Here is a 15406-nt window from a genome sequence, read left to right as displayed (position 1 = left end):
AGCACGCACGGGAACACACGAAAGGGGGGACAGATTGAATCCGAGCCGAATCCGATCAGACCTGCGCCGCCTGCCGGCTCTCGTTCAGCAGTTTCCGCAGCACTGTCTGCAGGATCCCGCCGTTGCGGTAGTAACTGATCTCCACCGCGGAGTCGAGGCGGCACACGGCCTCGAAGGCCACGGCCTTGCCCTTGTCGGGGCCCTGCGTCCGAGTCGCGCTGACCTTCACGCGCCCGCGCGGCTCGATCGACTTGGGCAGGTCGATCGTGAACTGCTCCGTCCCGTCCAGCCCCAGCGATGCCGCGGTCTGCCCGGGCACGAAGTTGAGCGGCAGCACGCCCATGCCGACCAGGTTGCTCCGGTGGATCCGCTCGAAGGACTCGCTGATCACCGCCCGGACGCCCAGCAGCATCGCGCCCTTCGCCGCCCAGTCGCGCGACGAGCCCATGCCGTAGTCCTTCCCGGCCAGCACCACCAGCGGCGTCCCTTCGGCCCGGTAGCGCTCGCTGGTGTCGAAGATGGGCGCGATCTTGCCGCCGCCGTTGGCGGAGAAGTCCCGCGTCCACCACCCCTCGCGGATCTTGCCGTTCTCCTCCGCGATCTTGTTCTTCACGCGGATGTTCGCGAACGTCCCGCGGGTCATCACCCGGTCGTTGCCGCGGCGCGAGCCGTAGGAGTTGAACTGGCTCTTGGGCACGCCCTTGGCGACGAGGTACTGCCCCGCGGGCGAGGCCTCGGCGATGTCGCCGGCGGGCGAGATGTGGTCGGTCGTCACCGAGTCCCCGACGAACACGAGGCATCGCGCGTTGCGGATCGCCGACACTTCCGCCGGCTTCTCCGTGAGCCCGACGAAGTACGGCGGGTTCTGGATGTAGGTGCTCGAGTCGTTCCAGGGGAACAACTCCGACTTGCTCACGGGCACCGCGTTCCACGTCGGGTTGCCCGTGAAGACGTTGCCGTACTGCGAGCGGAACTGCTCGGGCGTCACCGCCTTGGCCTTCACCGCCTGCACCTCGGCGTGCGTGGGCCAGATGTCTTTGAGGTGCACCGGCTTGCCAGACTTGTCGGCCCCGATCGGGTCGGTCTTCAGGTCCAGGTCCATCGTTCCCGCGATGGCGTACGCCACGCACAGCGGCGGCGACGCGAGGTAGTTGGCCTTCACCGACGGGTGCACACGCCCCTCGAAGTTGCGGTTCCCCGAGAGCACGCTCGCCACCACCAGGTCGCCCTTCTTGATCGCGACGTCGATCTCCGCCGGCAGCGGCCCGGAGTTCCCGATGCACGTGGTGCAGCCGTACCCGACGGTGTTGAAGCCCAGGGCCTCCAGGTCCGCCGTGAGCCCCGCCTTGTCGTAGTACTCGGTCACGACCTTCGAACCCGGCGCGAGCGAGGTCTTCACCCACGGCTTGGGCTTGAGCCCCAGGGCCCGGGCCTTGCGGGCCACCAGTCCCGCGGCGATCATCACATCCGGGTTGCTCGTGTTGGTGCAGGAGGTGATCGCGGCGATGACCACGTCGCCGTGGTGCATCCGGAAGGACTTGCCGTTCATCGTCACCGGGACGCCCTCGCACCCCGGGTCGCCCTGGCAGGTCGCCGGGTCCGCGTTCACCTGCGAGCCCTGGGCGTTGCCCCCCTCGTCCACCCAGCGGTTGAGGTTGATCGCCTCGCCGGGCACCTTCTTGGCGAACGAGTCGGCGAGTTCCTTCTGCCAGGAGGCCTGGACGCCGCCGAGCTGCACGCGGTCCTGCGGCCGTTTGGGGCCGGCCATGGACGGCTCGACGGTTCCCAGGTCCAGCGAGAGCACGTCCGTGAACTCCGGCTGCGGGGTCGCAGGGGTCCAGAACAGGCCGTTGGCCTTGGCGTACGCCTCGACGAGTTCAACGGTCTTCTCATCGCGCCCGGTGAACCTCAGGTAGTCCAGGGTCGCCGCGTCGACCGGGAAGAACCCCATCGTCGCGCCGTACTCGGGGGCCATGTTCGCGATGGTCGCGCGATCGGGGACGCTGAGCGCGGCCATGCCGGGACCGAAGAACTCGACGAACTTGTCGACCACGCCCCGCTTGCGGAGCATCTCCGTCACGGTCAGCACGAGGTCGGTCGCCGTCGCCCCCTCGGGCAGTTTGCCGACGAGCTTGAAGCCGATCACCTCCGGCGTGAGCATGTAGTACGGCTGGCCGAGCATCACCGCCTCGGCCTCGATGCCGCCCACGCCCCAGCCGACGACGCCCAGGCCGTTGATCATCGTCGTGTGCGAGTCGGTGCCGACGCACGAATCCGGGTACACGACGGTTTCGCCGTCGATCTCCCGCGTCAGCACGCCCGGCGACAGGTACTCCAGGTTCACCTGGTGCACGATGCCGGTCGCGGGCGGGACGCAGCGGAAGTTGCGCAGGCTCTGCTGGCCCCACTTGAGGAACTCGTACCGCTCGCGGTTGCGCTCGAACTCCTTCTCCGAGTTGATCGTGAGCGCCGTCGCGGATCCGTAGGAGTCCACCTGCACGGAGTGGTCGATTACGAGGTCGCACGGCACCAGCGGGTTGATCGCCTCGGGGTTGCCGCCGAGCTTCTTCATCGCATCGCGCATCGCCGCCAGGTCGACCACGCACGGCACGCCGGTGAAGTCCTGCAGGACCACGCGACCGGGCATGAACGGGAGTTCAACCTTCGCCGGCGCCTTCGCGTTCCAGTTCGCCAGGCCCGAGACGTCGTCCGGGTTCACCACGAACCCGTCGACGTGGCGCAGCATCGCCTCCAGCAGGACCCGGATCGAGAACGGCAGCCGATCGACCTTGCCGACGCCCTGACGAGCCAGCGCGCCCAGGTCGTAGTAGGCGTAGTCGCCGTGCGGGGTCTTGAGTGTGGCTCGTGCGTTGAACGGGTCGGCCTTGCGCGGCATGGGAACTCCTCAAAACGGTGCGTACTGCAACCATACGCAGCGGCACAGGGACGCGTGAGCACGGCACCACACCGCCCGCAAGTGCTGCTACGGCTTGATGTTATCGAGCATTGCGAAGGGCCAGAACATGGGGACCCTGGTCCACGCGGCGGCCTCCGTCGCCTCGACTTCAAGCCTCTCCAGTTCCCGGCGTTCCGCCGCGTCGGGATCGGCGACGGGCACGACCCCGAGGGCCCGGAAGGTGTCGAGCGGGCGGCTGTCCGTCAGGTGGTCGGAGACGCGCCGGCACGCCCCGGCATCGGCGAGGACGGCTTCGAGTGCGCGGTCCACCTGACCACGGGTGGTGCAGATCGGCACGTCGACACCGACACCCTCGAAGATCCCTTCCACCTTGTGCGTGTTCGACGGCATCGCGACAAACGGGACGCCCGCCAGCGCGGCGAGGTAGACCCCGTGGTGCCGGCCGGTGACGACGGCCCGCGCCGTCCGCAGCGTCGGGACCGCGCTGCGCCAGAGCCACCGGTGGCTCCCGTGGAGGAGCGGGAAGTAGAAGGTCTCCGCCGGGCGATCTCGGAGCAGCGAGGCGGCCGCGGCCCCGACGTCGCCCTTTCGCTGGTGGTGCCAGTCGGTGACGACGATCCGGCCGGAGAGATCGATGGCGGGCCGCTGATCAAAGCGGGCCTCGACGATCGAGTCGGGAACGAGACGGGCCTTCACGCCCAGCGAGGCGAGGTATCGGAGCGAGCGGGCGTCGCGCACGCCCACGTCCGCCGCGGCGTGCAGCACGCCGAGGAAGCCGGCGGACTCCTCGAAGACCGCGTTGACGACGAGCGTGGTCTTGCCCAGGCGCTGCGCGGCGCCGACCGCCGCGAGCCAGTGCAGGCCCGCGCCGTGGTGGATGGTCCCCTCGGCGTTGAGCACGACGGCGTCCGCGGCTTCGATGGCCTCTCGCAGCGGCGCGTCCTCCGCGAGACGGCGGATCGAGCCCTCCTCGTCGGAGGGATCGACCGGCGCGCTCCAGCCGCAGAACCGGCGGGCCGCCACGGTGTGGCCGGCGCGGGCCAGCATCCGCGCGTGCGCATCCGCAACGCCCAGGCACCCGACGTGGGGGATGTTTCCGTTGTCATTGAGCAGGAGCACTCTCACGCGGCGGATCGTACTGCCTTCGGCGCGACGCGTTTCCGCCTGCAACCGGGATTCGAGCGCGGTTGTAAGAACCTCGCAACCATCGCGGCGGGCCCGCCGGGTGATCCGGCGAGCCGAGTCAGGGGACGGGCCGCTGCGCGGGAGGACCATGTCATGCGCGCCGACCGACGCCGATTTCTCCAGTGTGCCTTCGTGGCCGGGATGGCCTTCCCCCTCGCGGGCGTCGCCCGGTCGATCACGGCGACCGCTCGACCGACGACGGAGCCGCCCAAGCCCCGGACGATCCTGATCCTCGGGGGCACGGGCTTCCTCGGCCCTCACATCGTGGACGCGGCGAGGGCCCGCGGGCACACCGTGACGCTGTTCAACCGCGGCATCACCGAGAAGCGCAAGCAGATCCCGGTCGACGGCGTCGAGAAACTGCTGGGGGATCGCGATCCGGAGAAGGGCGACGGCCTCAAGGCGCTGGAGGAGGGGACGTGGGACGCGGTGATCGACACATCCGGGTATTACCCGCGCATCGTCAAGGCGTCGGCCACGCTGCTGGCGCCGCGGGTCGGGCAGTACGTGTTCATCTCCTCGCTCTCGGCGTACAAGGACAACTCGACGCCGGGCGATGATGAGTCGGCGGAGGTCGCGACCATCGCCGATCCGGCGGTCGAGGAGATGGGCCAGGCATACCAGAACTACGGCGCCCTCAAGGCCCTGTGCGAGCAGGCCGCGGAGCAGGCGATGCCGGGGCGCACGACCAGCATCCGCGCCGGGTACATCGTCGGCCCGGGCGATCCGACGGACCGCTTCACCTACTGGCCGGTGCGCGTGAGCGAGGGGGGCGTTGTGCTCTGCCCGGGGACGCCCAACGACCCGGTCATGTTCATCGACGTCCGCGACCTGGCCGCGTGGATCGTGCTGTGCATCGAGAACCGGACGACCGGCGTGTTCAACGCCATGGGCCCGGCGGCGCCGTACACCTCGGGCCAGCTCCTCAAGGCCTGCCAGAAGGCGGCGGGCAAGGAGAGCACGCTGACGTGGGTCGGCTTTGAGGATCTCGAGAGGGCCGGGGTCGAGGAGGGCGTGCTGCCGATCCTGCTGCGGGCGCAGGGCGAGAACGCCGGCTTCCACATGCGACAGAACGCGCGGGCGGTCGGCGCGGGGCTGACCTTCCGGCCGGCCGAGGAGACCTGCCGCGACATCCTCGCGTGGTGGCCCGGCGAGGTGGCCCGGCGGACGCGGATCACGAATGAGATGATCGAGCAGGCCAAGTCCGAGGGGAAGGAGCCGCCCCGGATGGCCAACCCGTCGAACCTGCGGGCGGGAATCTCGCGGGAGCGCGAGGCGGAGGTGCTCAAGACCGTGATGGAGAGCCCCAAGTCGTGACGTCGGCGCCCGGAACGGGTATCCTGCGACCGTGAACCCATCCGTCGCCGCCCCCGCTGCAGTACCCACGGCACCGAAGGTCGCCCGAACCCGGGGTCGGGTGCGCGTGGCGGTGGCGCTCCTGCTGGGTGTGGTCGGGTTCGCGGCCCAAGCGATGGCGCAGGCCACCGAGTACGTGCAGGACGAATCCGGCCAGTGGGTCGAAGTGGCGATGAAGGAGCCGCCGAGCGCGGCGCTGGACACCGTCAACCAGGCGCGGCGCCTGATCGCCGATGAGAAGTTCGGCGAGGCGAAGAAGATCCTCGAAGAGTGGGTCGAGGAGAACAAGAGGGGGAAGAGCCCGCTGCTGCCCCAGGCGTATCTCCTGCTCGGCGACGCCAAGACCGGCGACGGCAACGAGTTCGAGGCGCTGTACGACTACGAGGCGATCTGCAAGCAGTTCCCCGATTCCATCGAGTACGTCAAGGCGGTGGAGCGGGAGCTGGACATCGGGGTTCGGTACGTCAACGGCTTCAAGCGCAAGTTCCTCGGCATGCGGATCCTCGATGCGGACGACATCGGACAGGAGCTGCTGCTGCGCGTGCAGGAGCGGCTGCCGGGGAGCCGCCTGGCCGAGCGGGCGGGCATTGAGCTTGCCGATTACTACTTCCGCGTCCGAGACATGTCGAACGCGGCGACGGCGTACCGGCTGTTCCTGCAGAACTACCCCAAGAGCGAGTACGCCGAGAAGGCGATGCAGCGTCAGGTGTACGCGACGATCTCGCAGTACCACGGGCCGAAGTACGACAGCACGCCGCTGCTCAACGCGGGCGTGCTGATCCGGACGTTCATGGTGCGCTACCCGGCCGCGGCGCAGCAGGCGGGGCTGGATGATGCGCTGCTCGCCCGGCTGGAGGAGTCGCAGGCCCAGGCGGTGCTCGTCACGGCGAAGTGGTACCTGTCGACCGACGACCCGGTCTCGGCGCGGTACATCCTCAAGCGGTTGCTGTTCGCCTACCCGCGCACGAGCGCGGCGAGCGATGCGATGCGGATCATGACAGAGAAGGGATGGATGGAACTCAAGACCCCGCCGTCCGTCGGCCCCGCGGTGGAGCCGATCGAGCCCACGGCACCCGGGCCGGACGCCCCCCCACCCCCCCCTTCCTCCCCCACGCCTGCCGCCTCGCCGGCCTCCGCCACGGGATCGCCCGCGGCCAAGCCGTTCCTGCCGGGGCGGCCCCTGGGTGGGAACTCCCGCGGGACGGGCACCGCCGCGGCCGGGGCTACGCCGGGAGTAGCGCCATGATGGTCGGGACTCTACTTCGGGGCGTGTTATTGGCGGTAGCGGTCGTGGGCGCTGTCCTGTCGGGCGGGTGCTCGAGCGACCCGAGCAAGGGGTACACCTGGGGGAGCACGTATGACGACACGATCAAGACCGTTTCGGTGCCGGTGTTCAAGAACAACACGCAGTACCAGTCGATCGAGCGGGACCTCGCCGCGGCCCTGATCCACGAGATCCAGACGACGACGCCGTGGCGCGTGGCGGCGGGGGAGAACGCGAGCGCGACGCTGTCGGGCGTGATCACTTCGGCAAGGCTGGTGAAGCTCTCCACGGCGGACATCACGGGCCTGGTGCAGGAAGAGGCGGTGCAGGCGACCGTGCAGTTCGAGTTCAAGGACAACCGGACCGGGAAGGTGCTGGTGGCCCGCCGGAACTTCAGCGGCTCGGGCACGTTCGTGCCGGCGCAGAATGTTCGTGAGAAGATCGATACGGGGCGGTACGGGGCGGCGCAGGCCCTGGCCAAGTCGATCGTGGCGGAGCTGCGGGAGAACTGGTAGCCGCCGCCAAGGGGGTGTTCGAACCCGATCCGGGACCATTTCGTACCCGTTGGTATCTCGCGGGGAGCGGAGCACCGGCGCCGGGCGAACTCCGGCGAACCGGTACACCGCCTAGGGTTCGATGACCGATAACCCCGCCTCCTTAGGGGGTGTTTGCCGGTACACGGATGGATCGGGCACGGAGCGTCGAAACAAGGGGCATGACGGGCATGCGGAACAGTCCCAACGGAGCCGGACACGGGAGCGTCGCCGACGACGTGCGCACGCGCCTTGCCGCGAAGGGCGATGAGCCCGGACGCGCGCCAGAGGGACCCAACGGCGACCAGGCGGGGCCAGGGGGCAAGACGGCCGCGGGCGGGATGAAGCCCAACCGCGGGCTGTTCGGCGTGGTCTCGGTCATCGCGATCACGCTGATGCTGTTCCTGGTGATGAGCAGCCTGACGGAGCGGCGGCCGAGCCCGTGGCAGGATTTCGCGAACAAGTACAGTTCGAACCTGCTGGAGCCCAAGTCGATCGTGATCCGCGATACGACGATCACCGCCACGGAGCGGGCGGACGCCAACGGGCAGCCGGGGCCGGACGTGGTCGTGCGGTTCGACCCCCGGGTCCGCGAGTACTACGAGAAGAAGCTGGACGAGTTGACCCGCGGGAACTACCTGTCGCTGCCGACGTCGCTGTGGACGCAGGTGCTGGTGACGCTGATCCCGTTCGTGGTGCTGCTGGTGATCCTGTGGTTCGTCGTGGCGCGCGGACTGCGGAGCGCGGCGGGCGGCGCGGGCGGGTTCCTCGGGACGTTCGGCAAGTCGCGGCACCGGGTGCTCAACAAGGAGAACCCGTCGGTGACCTTCGCCGACGTGGCGGGGATCGAGGAGGCGAAGGACGAGGTCCGCGAGATCATCGAGTTCCTGAAGAACCCTAAGAGGTTCATGCGGCTGGGCGGGCGGATCCCCCGCGGCGTGCTGCTCATCGGCGAGCCGGGCTGCGGCAAGACGCTGCTGGCCAAGGCGATCGCGGGCGAGGCGGACGTGCCGTTCTTCTCGATCAGCGGATCGGACTTCGTGGAGATGTTCGTGGGCGTGGGCGCCAGCCGCGTCCGCGACCTGTTCAAGCAGGCGAAGGACTCGTCGCCGTGCATCATCTTCCTGGACGAGATCGACGCGGTCGGGCGCCGGCGCGGCGGCGGCTTCACGACCGGCGGGCACGACGAGCGGGAGCAGACGCTCAACGCGATCCTGGTTGAGATGGACGGCTTCAACTCGGCCGACGGCGTGATCGTGATCGCGGCGACCAACCGCTCCGACGTGCTCGATCCGGCGCTCACCCGCCCGGGCCGGTTTGACCGGCAGATCATCGTGCCGCGGCCGGACGTGCAGGGACGGATGGAAATCCTGCGGGTGCATGCGAAGAAGGTGAAGCTGGGGCCGAACGTCGATCTCGAGCGGGTGGCGCGCGCGACGCCGGGTTTCTCGGGCGCCGACCTAGCCGCGCTGATCAACGAGGGGGCGATCGCGGCGACGCTGCACAACAAGGACTTTGTGGAGCAGGAGGACCTCGAGGAGGCCCGCGACAAGGTCAAGTTCGGCCGGGCCCGCAAGTCTCGGGTGCGAGAGGCGGACCAGAACCGGCTCGCGGCGTACCACGAGGCGGGGCACGCGGTGCTGCAGTCGCTCCTGCCCGACGCGGACCCGCTGCACAAGGTGACGATCATCCCGCGCGGGGACACGGGCGGGGCGACGTTCTCGCTGCCGACCAAGGACCGCATGGGCTACGGGCTGAAGTGGCTCAAGGCGACGCTGTGCCTGGCGTGCGGCGGGCGCATCGCGGAAGAGAAGGCGATGGGCGATATCTCCAGCGGCGCCGTGGGCGATATCTCCCAGGTGACGAGCATCGCGCGGGCGATGGTGCTGGAGTGGGGCATGAGCCCCAAGCTCGGCTTCGTGCGGTATGCACCGGTGGACAACCGGGAGATGCTGCTGCCCGAGAAGGATTTCTCGGATGAAACGGCGCGGATCATCGACGAGGAGATCCGGCGGATCGTCGATGAGGCGTTCGCGGAGGGCCGGCGGCTGCTGGAGGCGCACTGGGACAAGGTCGTCGCCGTGGCCGAGGCGCTGCTGAAGCACGAGACGCTGACCAGCGATGATGTGACGCGCCTGATGTCGGGGCAGACGCTGAACAAGCCGACGGTGAGCGACCTTCTCGCGGCGGAATCCCGCCGAAAGAGCGAGGATCGCGGCGCGGCGGGGCGGCCAGCGGATTCAACGCCGGAGTTGCCGCCCGGCGCGATGCCGCGGCCGGCCTGAGGTTGAGTGTGGCATGTGATGCAAACTCTCGCGGGCCAGCGGTTGCGGTGCGCGCAAACCGCCGCGGCAGCGCCCGGGGCGCCACGCGGCGGATCGGCTGATGGTCTTGTTGCGCCGGAGTTTCGCGGCTCAGTCGGAGCTGTTTGACGTCGGCTTGCTGGCGATGTCGACCTGGAGATCGACGGGCTGACCGCCGCGGATGACGGTCAGGGTGATGGTGTCGCCGGGCTTCTTGGCGCGGATGGCTTTGCGGATGGCGTCGGGCGGCACGTAGTCGTCGCCGTCGACCTTGACGATGACGTCGTACTGCTTGACGCCGGCGCGGGCCGCGGGCCAGCCCTCGAAGACGTAGGCGACGAGCGTGGACCGGTCCGCGTTGACGCCGAGTTGTGAGGCGAGGGCCGGGCTGACTCGTTCCGTGTTGACACCGATGAGCGGCTTGCCGTCCTCGATCACCATGACCGAGTTGCCGTCGGCATCGCGGTAGCTGCGCGTGGTGTTGCCGACGACGACGACGCAGCCGGCGAGCGTGCTGAGGGCCAGCACGAGCCCGGCCGCGGTGGCCGTCCTGCCGAGAGTGGGCACCATGATCGAGGCCTCCGTGTGCAAGGTCCCCCGAGCCCCGCCACAACCATGTTGTACGGGATTTCGTCGGCCGGGTTTCATCGCCACGCCTGCAGCGCGGTCGCCTCTGGCACTGGCCATGATGCATGTTGTGCGGCTGCAATGGTTTATGTGCGTGCACACAGGAAGGACTCTCCGGGTAGGCTCTGGCCCAATGCCACGGGGGTTCCCGGGGCGGCGCCGGAGGAAGAACCGTGCTGCTGAGTCTTGCCGTTGATGCCGCCGCCGCGGTGAGCGGGTCGCCGCTGGTTTCGGTGGAGAACCTGATCGCTCTGCTGACGCTCACCGCGATGGAGGTCGTGCTGGGGATCGACAACATCGTGTTCATCGCCGTGCTCTCGGGGAGGCTGCCGGAGCACCAGCGAGCGAGCGCTCGCCGGATCGGGCTGCTGCTGGCGCTGGTGATGCGGATCGCGCTGCTGGGGGTGCTGACATGGATGATGCGGCTCGCAGTGCATCCGTTGTTCACGCTCCCGCTGCTGGAGCACGCGGTAACGGGGCGAGACCTGATCCTGATCGCGGGCGGAATGTTCCTGATCGGGAAGGCGACGCACGAGATCCACGGGATGATGGAGAACCACGCGGACCTGGGCAACGCGGGGAGGGTGGGGGCGACGTTCCGCGCCACGGTTGTTCAGATCCTGCTGATCGACCTGGTGTTCTCGGTGGACTCGATCGTGACCGCGGTAGGGATGGCGCAGGCGCTGTGGGTGATGGTGACCGCGGTAGTCATCTCCGTGGGTCTGATGTTGGCGTTCTCGGGCGTGATCGCCTCGTTCATCGAGCGGCACCCGACGTTCAAGATGCTGGCGCTGTCGTTCCTGGTGCTGATCGGCGTGGTGCTGGTCGCCGACGGGATCGGGCAGCACATCGCCAAGGGGTATGTGTACTTCGGTATGGCGTTCTCGCTCGGGGTCGAGATGCTGAACATGGCGGTGCGCCGGCGGGTGGTACGACGATCGTTGTCCACAGCGGGAGAACCGTAAAAAACCTCGCCCCTCGCTGGCCGGTGGTGTACGGCAAGAGGGGCGAGGCTGGTTGGTCGAACGGATTCACTTGGTGTTGAATCAGGCCGCGCCGCGCGAGCGGGGGTACTCCAGCATGCCGAGACGGATGAGGAAGCGGCTGGCCTGTTCGATCTCGCCGCGTGTAAAGCCGGCAAGGCAGCGAGGCTCGGCGTTGGTGCCAATGAGATCGGGCGGGTATTTCCAGCCGGAGCCGGTCTGATCGGCGGTTTGGACGGCCGCGAGCAGGGCGGCCTCGGCTGCGTCGCACAGACGCTTCGGATCGAGGTTCTTGCGAGGACGTGCCATCGGACACCCCTTTCTGGTTCGTGGCCGCGGTGGGTCGCGGCAGATGTCACTACCGTCTTCGCACACCACATGTTCGTGGTTTCACGGTTTCTTGCCGGAGCGGCAGACGGCGAAAGCGGTTGCAGGTGTCTCCGTCGGGTTCATCTGCCTTGCGACAAACGACTTGCGCACCGTTGAGATTCCGCTTGGCGCACGGAGATTCCTCGAGTTACCCGGTGGTTACCGCGGCGAGATCGCGTCGAGGAGGGCTCGATACTTGGGCGCTTCGTCGGGGCGCTGGTCCTGGTACTCCAGGTAGCCGAAGGAGCCCCACTTGTTGTAGGGAGAGGTGAAGTTGAACGCGCAGAAAAGCCCGCCGCCGACGGCCCACCACGACCGGTGGTACGCGCCGAGCAGCACGCCCATGCGTTCGTCGCGGTTGGCGGCGGTGAAGAGCGAGGTGATGCGATCGTCGTTCTCGGCGCCGTACTGACCGGCGAGGTGCTGGCCGCCCTCGTAGGCAAGGAGCGGGACGCCGTAGCGCTTCGCGATGTCGAGGTGCTGCTGGGTGCGCTCGATGACCCGCGAGGATTCCTCCTCCAGCGCGGCGAAGATCTGGGCGGGCGACATCACGGCGACGGCGGAACGCTGACTTGCCTGCTCGAGGTCGAGGCCGACGTAGGGGCCGATCGCGAAGGCATCGAAGGCGTCTGGACCGTACCGGTCGGTGGCGTAGGCGAGGATCTCGCGGGTCAGCGAGGGGTCGGCGGCCTGGCCGGCGAGGACGCAGACGAGGGGGTGGGTGTCGCCGAGGACCCGTCTGAAGATGGCGAAGACTGCGGTAGCGCGATCGACCATGGCGCGAGCCCCCGCGGTGCGGTCGTCGCCGGCGAGCGCCCTGGCGCGGCCCTGCCGCTGGAGGTGCTGCGCCTGAGAGAGCGCGGTGTTCCATGTCTCGTTGGAGTACTCGAGGTAGACGGCGCGGCCGGGCTCCAGGCGGTCGCGAACGAGAGCCGCGAGATGGGCCGCGTAGTCGTCATCGGCAAGGTGTGGAACGCAGAGCCACGGCGAGGCGCCGAGGGCGTTGCACAGGTCGATCATCATCGAGGGCGGGGCGCCGCACGGACGGTTGCAGGTGTAATAGGTGTCGGGGAGCAGGTCGCCCCACGACTTGACTGTCGACCCATTGGTGCGCTGCCACTCCATGAACCGGAGCACCTTGAAGGGCTTCAGGCGTTCGAGGAACAGCGGATGGAACTGCTGGCCCGCGGCGGCTGGTTCGGAACCGGGGAGGAGGACGCGGATGTTCCGGATGTAGTTGCCTGCCTGGGACCGGGCGATCACGAGGGTGATCCCCTCGGCAGCGGGCGCGACATCGAGCAGCACGCGGCCGGGCTCGGCGGCGGCAACGCTTGCATCGCCGTAGAACTCCAGATCGCCCGACCCCTCGTAGAGGACGGTGTAGCGCCCGGCGGGATAGTGGCCGGCGGTGTCATAAAACATCGTCGTGCGGACAACCTGCGGGGCGAGGCCCTCGACCGTCGCGGGCAGTGCGAGGGGATAGCCGTCGGCGTCGCAGGGGATCTTCGTGATCGCCGCGCGATCGGGGCCGGAACGGCGAGGGGGACCGCCATCGACATCGATCGTCGCCCACGGCTGGGCGTGGCGCATGGCGTCCGTGAAGGGCCATTGCCGGGGGGCGTACTGGAAGTCTTCTAGGTTCATGCCGGCGGCTCGCTCGGCGGGCGGCGCGGGGCGGGTGCGGACGGGGGCGTGCCGGAGCACCGTCGACAGCAGGACCGCGATCGCGGCTGCCGAAATGGCCGCGATGATCAGTGCGGCGACGACGATCCGGGGACGGCGGTTCGGGGCTGCGGAGCGAGGCATCAGGGGAGTCTACTTCGCCAAGACGGGGGCACTATGGTTTTCGGACCCCAAGACCCCGGGACGACCCTTGTGCAACGACGGCTTCACCGGGGCTTCGAAATAAGCCCCCGGGGCAGATGGCGATCGGTCGATATGGAGGTCATGCCCCACATGGCAACAGAATCATCTGCCCCAGGGCGCGCGACGCCGCCATCGATCTCGGCGGAGCAGGCGATGGTTCTGGACGAGGCCCGGGCGAGGGCGAAGAAGCTGTTCCGGGCGGGCGCGGTCGCCAAGGTGAATGGGTGGACGGCAGGGGTCTTCGGTGTCACGGCGGTGATCGGCGGGGTGTTCTCGTGGCCGGCGATGGTGCTGGGGCTGGGCCTGTGCGTCGCTGCGTGGCGGGAGTTGCGGGGCGCGGCGATGATGCGGCGGGCCGATGTCAGGGCACCGTCGCACCTGGCATGGAACCAGGCGCTGATCATCGGGGCGATCGCGTTCTATTGCGTGGCGAGCGCAGCGCCGATTCTGCGGGCGCCGGAGGCGATGTTTGCGACCGGCGATGCGCAGGCCGATGAACTCCTGCGACCGTACGCGGGGATCGCGTCGGCGATATCGCTGATCGTGTACGGGGCTGTGGCCGTGCTGACCGCGCTCTCGCAGGGGCTGCTGGCAATGTACTACCTCTCCCGCCGGCGCACGGTGGCCGAGTATCGATCACGGACACCGGGGTGGGCGGTGGAGGTCATGGCGCGGGCCGCGGCGTAGCGCACGAGCCGCGTGGGTTACTTCGAGAGAGCGACGGCGGTCTTGACGGCCTCGTCCTTCTGGGCGTCGGTCATGGCATTCCATTGCTTGACGCAGCCAGGGCAGCAGAAGCCGACCTGCTGACCCCTCCACGTCACGGCGGGAACGCTCGGGTGAACCTCATCTTCGTTCTCGATCACGCAAACTGTGTTCACGGTCTTCGAAGCTGTCGCGGCCGGTGCCGCGGCGACCTTCTCGGTCGAGGCTTTGGAGGCGCAGGAGACGGGGGCGAGCAGGATCAGGGCGCCGAGGGAGGCGAGGATGAACGGGCGGGTGGTGGATCGCATGCGGGGCTCCGATGGATGAAGTGCGGAACTGTCGCGAGGAGTCGGCCAGATGGTCAAGCGGATGGTGTAACAAAAAACCCCGGCCGAGGTGGCCGGGGCGGGTAGTCACAAGGGGTGCTGTGCACCGGATCAGCGGCGGCGGCGACGGAGGCCGACGACGGCTCCAGCGCCGATCAGGGCGAAGGCGCCGGGAGCGGGGATGGCACGGACGGTCCACGTGCTGGTCGCGCTGGCCTGGTCGCCGGCGGTCAGCGCGAAGCTGAACTCCGAGTGGATGGAGGACACCGCGCCGGCAATCGGTGTGTACGGCGGGGCGATGACGGGCAGGGCGCTGGCATCGCTGATGGCGTTGGAGCCGTTGGCCCCGGCGACCAGCGGTCCGGCGAGGAGTGACGCGAACGTCGAGGTGCCGTTGTACTGGGCCACGAAGCGGAAGCCGCCGCCGAACTTGCCGGTGTTGACGACGCCGTCGCCGTTGCTGTCCGTAACGCCCATGGTGGCGCTGGCGACGCCTTCGGCGAACGGGATCACCGGGAAGCCGAGTAGGGTGGAGCTGAACGTGAAGCTGGCGTCGGCCGGGCCGTTGGTGATGGCGAAGCTGAGGCCGAGGCGGGGCTGGTTGGAGGACTGGCCGATGACGAAGATCGACAACTCGGAGACCTGACCGATGGGGTTGCCGTTGTCGCTGAGGAGGACATCGTTGTAGCCGGGCACCGCTGGGGTGTAGACCCACCCGTTGGCGATCGGCATCATGTTGGCGATGTTGATCGTGGCGGACCCGGTCAGCGAACCGGTTGAGCCGGTGATCGTGAGGATCGGGTCCGAAGGGTTGAACTGGGCGAGAGCCGTGCCCGTGCACATCACGATTGCCACCGTGCCGAGCGCCAGCGCTCGGCCGGGTGATCCGTCACCGCGGGTCTGATGGGCCATTAGTGGTCTCTCTCTCATTCCGGCGCCTTGGCGCCGAGTCGTGCTTGTACTTCGCGATCA

At 68.6% G+C, this 15406-nt stretch carries 13 protein-coding genes; 6 read left to right on the top strand and 7 right to left on the bottom strand.

Annotated features, from left to right (window positions below; translation table 11 throughout):
* Nucleotides 1-55: 55 nt before the first annotated feature.
* Nucleotides 56-2896 (bottom strand): aconitate hydratase AcnA, encoded by a 2841-nt coding sequence (acnA, locus tag KF745_01220; GenBank protein ID MBX3357025.1) that lies wholly within the window; start codon nt 2894-2896, stop codon nt 56-58.
* Between the two features lie 87 nt (nt 2897-2983).
* Nucleotides 2984-4042, bottom strand: a complete 1059-nt coding sequence (locus tag KF745_01215; GenBank protein ID MBX3357024.1) for a polysaccharide pyruvyl transferase family protein — start codon at nt 4040-4042, stop codon at nt 2984-2986.
* A 153-nt stretch (nt 4043-4195) separates the two neighbouring features.
* Here KF745_01215 and KF745_01210 point away from each other — a divergent pair, with 153 nt between their 5' ends.
* The 4 genes from KF745_01210 (at nt 4196) to ftsH (ending at nt 9540) form a co-directional block, all read left to right on the top strand.
* Nucleotides 4196-5419 (top strand): NAD-dependent epimerase/dehydratase family protein, encoded by a 1224-nt coding sequence (locus tag KF745_01210; protein MBX3357023.1) that lies wholly within the window; start codon nt 4196-4198, stop codon nt 5417-5419.
* 31 nt (nt 5420-5450) lie between these two features.
* Nucleotides 5451-6704 (top strand): outer membrane protein assembly factor BamD, encoded by a 1254-nt coding sequence (gene bamD / locus KF745_01205; GenBank protein ID MBX3357022.1) that lies wholly within the window; start codon nt 5451-5453, stop codon nt 6702-6704.
* A complete protein-coding gene (locus KF745_01200) occupies nt 6701-7237 on the top strand; it encodes a hypothetical protein (protein ID MBX3357021.1) in 537 nt (178 codons plus the stop codon). The genes bamD and KF745_01200 overlap by 4 nt, the downstream gene beginning before the upstream one ends.
* A gap of 209 nt (nt 7238-7446) precedes the next feature.
* Nucleotides 7447-9540, top strand: coding sequence for an ATP-dependent zinc metalloprotease FtsH (gene ftsH / locus KF745_01195; GenBank protein MBX3357020.1), 2094 nt, complete (start codon nt 7447-7449; stop codon nt 9538-9540).
* Between the two features lie 129 nt (nt 9541-9669).
* On the opposite strand, the gene KF745_01190 is transcribed toward ftsH, so the two are convergent.
* Nucleotides 9670-10128 (bottom strand): PDZ domain-containing protein, encoded by a 459-nt coding sequence (locus tag KF745_01190; GenBank protein ID MBX3357019.1) that lies wholly within the window; start codon nt 10126-10128, stop codon nt 9670-9672.
* A 230-nt stretch (nt 10129-10358) separates the two neighbouring features.
* On the opposite strand from KF745_01190, the gene KF745_01185 reads away from it, so the two are divergent.
* On the top strand, nt 10359-11150 hold the full coding sequence (locus KF745_01185) for a TerC family protein (GenBank protein MBX3357018.1): 792 nt from the start codon (nt 10359-10361) through the stop codon (nt 11148-11150).
* Nucleotides 11151-11231: 81 nt separating this feature from the next.
* Here the strand turns inward: KF745_01185 and KF745_01180 are convergent, their stop codons facing one another.
* Together KF745_01180 and KF745_01175 are read right to left on the bottom strand one after the other, a co-directional pair.
* Nucleotides 11232-11477 (bottom strand): hypothetical protein, encoded by a 246-nt coding sequence (locus tag KF745_01180; GenBank protein MBX3357017.1) that lies wholly within the window; start codon nt 11475-11477, stop codon nt 11232-11234.
* Between the two features lie 219 nt (nt 11478-11696).
* Nucleotides 11697-13343 (bottom strand): hypothetical protein, encoded by a 1647-nt coding sequence (locus tag KF745_01175; protein MBX3357016.1) that lies wholly within the window; start codon nt 13341-13343, stop codon nt 11697-11699.
* 150 nt (nt 13344-13493) lie between these two features.
* Between KF745_01175 and KF745_01170 the strand changes: the two genes are divergently transcribed.
* Nucleotides 13494-14090 carry a hypothetical protein gene (locus KF745_01170; GenBank protein ID MBX3357015.1) on the top strand — a complete coding sequence of 199 codons (597 nt, stop codon included), beginning with the start codon at nt 13494-13496 and terminating at the stop codon, nt 14088-14090.
* A 17-nt stretch (nt 14091-14107) separates the two neighbouring features.
* Here KF745_01170 and KF745_01165 read toward each other — a convergent pair whose 3' ends face one another.
* On the bottom strand, nt 14108-14416 hold the full coding sequence (locus KF745_01165; protein MBX3357014.1) for a hypothetical protein: 309 nt from the start codon (nt 14414-14416) through the stop codon (nt 14108-14110).
* A gap of 129 nt (nt 14417-14545) precedes the next feature.
* Complete coding sequence (locus tag KF745_01160) at nt 14546-15346, bottom strand: hypothetical protein (protein ID MBX3357013.1); 801 nt, start codon at nt 15344-15346, stop codon at nt 14546-14548.
* Nucleotides 15347-15406 lie beyond the last annotated feature (60 nt).

The sequence above is a fragment of the Phycisphaeraceae bacterium genome (genome assembly GCA_019636655.1).
Classification (GTDB): Bacteria; Planctomycetota; Phycisphaerae; order Phycisphaerales; family UBA1924; genus JAHBXB01.
This window is presented reverse-complemented; position numbering and strand designations above follow the sequence as displayed.

Excerpts from the sequence above, each read along its gene's own strand:
- KF745_01175 (MBX3357016.1), bottom strand. The coding sequence starts at position 13,343 with ATGCCTCGCTCCGCAGCCCCGAACCGCCGTCCCCGGATCGTCGTCGCC.
- KF745_01210 (MBX3357023.1), top strand. The coding sequence starts at position 4,196 with ATGCGCGCCGACCGACGCCGATTTCTCCAGTGTGCCTTCGTGGCCGGG.
- KF745_01200 (MBX3357021.1), top strand. The coding sequence starts at position 6,701 with ATGATGGTCGGGACTCTACTTCGGGGCGTGTTATTGGCGGTAGCGGTC.
- ftsH (MBX3357020.1), top strand. The coding sequence starts at position 7,447 with ATGCGGAACAGTCCCAACGGAGCCGGACACGGGAGCGTCGCCGACGAC.
- acnA (MBX3357025.1), bottom strand. The coding sequence starts at position 2,896 with ATGCCGCGCAAGGCCGACCCGTTCAACGCACGAGCCACACTCAAGACC.
- KF745_01180 (MBX3357017.1), bottom strand. The coding sequence starts at position 11,477 with ATGGCACGTCCTCGCAAGAACCTCGATCCGAAGCGTCTGTGCGACGCA.
- KF745_01165 (MBX3357014.1), bottom strand. The coding sequence starts at position 14,416 with ATGCGATCCACCACCCGCCCGTTCATCCTCGCCTCCCTCGGCGCCCTG.
- KF745_01190 (MBX3357019.1), bottom strand. The coding sequence starts at position 10,128 with ATGGTGCCCACTCTCGGCAGGACGGCCACCGCGGCCGGGCTCGTGCTG.
- KF745_01170 (MBX3357015.1), top strand. The coding sequence starts at position 13,494 with ATGGCAACAGAATCATCTGCCCCAGGGCGCGCGACGCCGCCATCGATC.
- KF745_01160 (MBX3357013.1), bottom strand. The coding sequence starts at position 15,346 with ATGGCCCATCAGACCCGCGGTGACGGATCACCCGGCCGAGCGCTGGCG.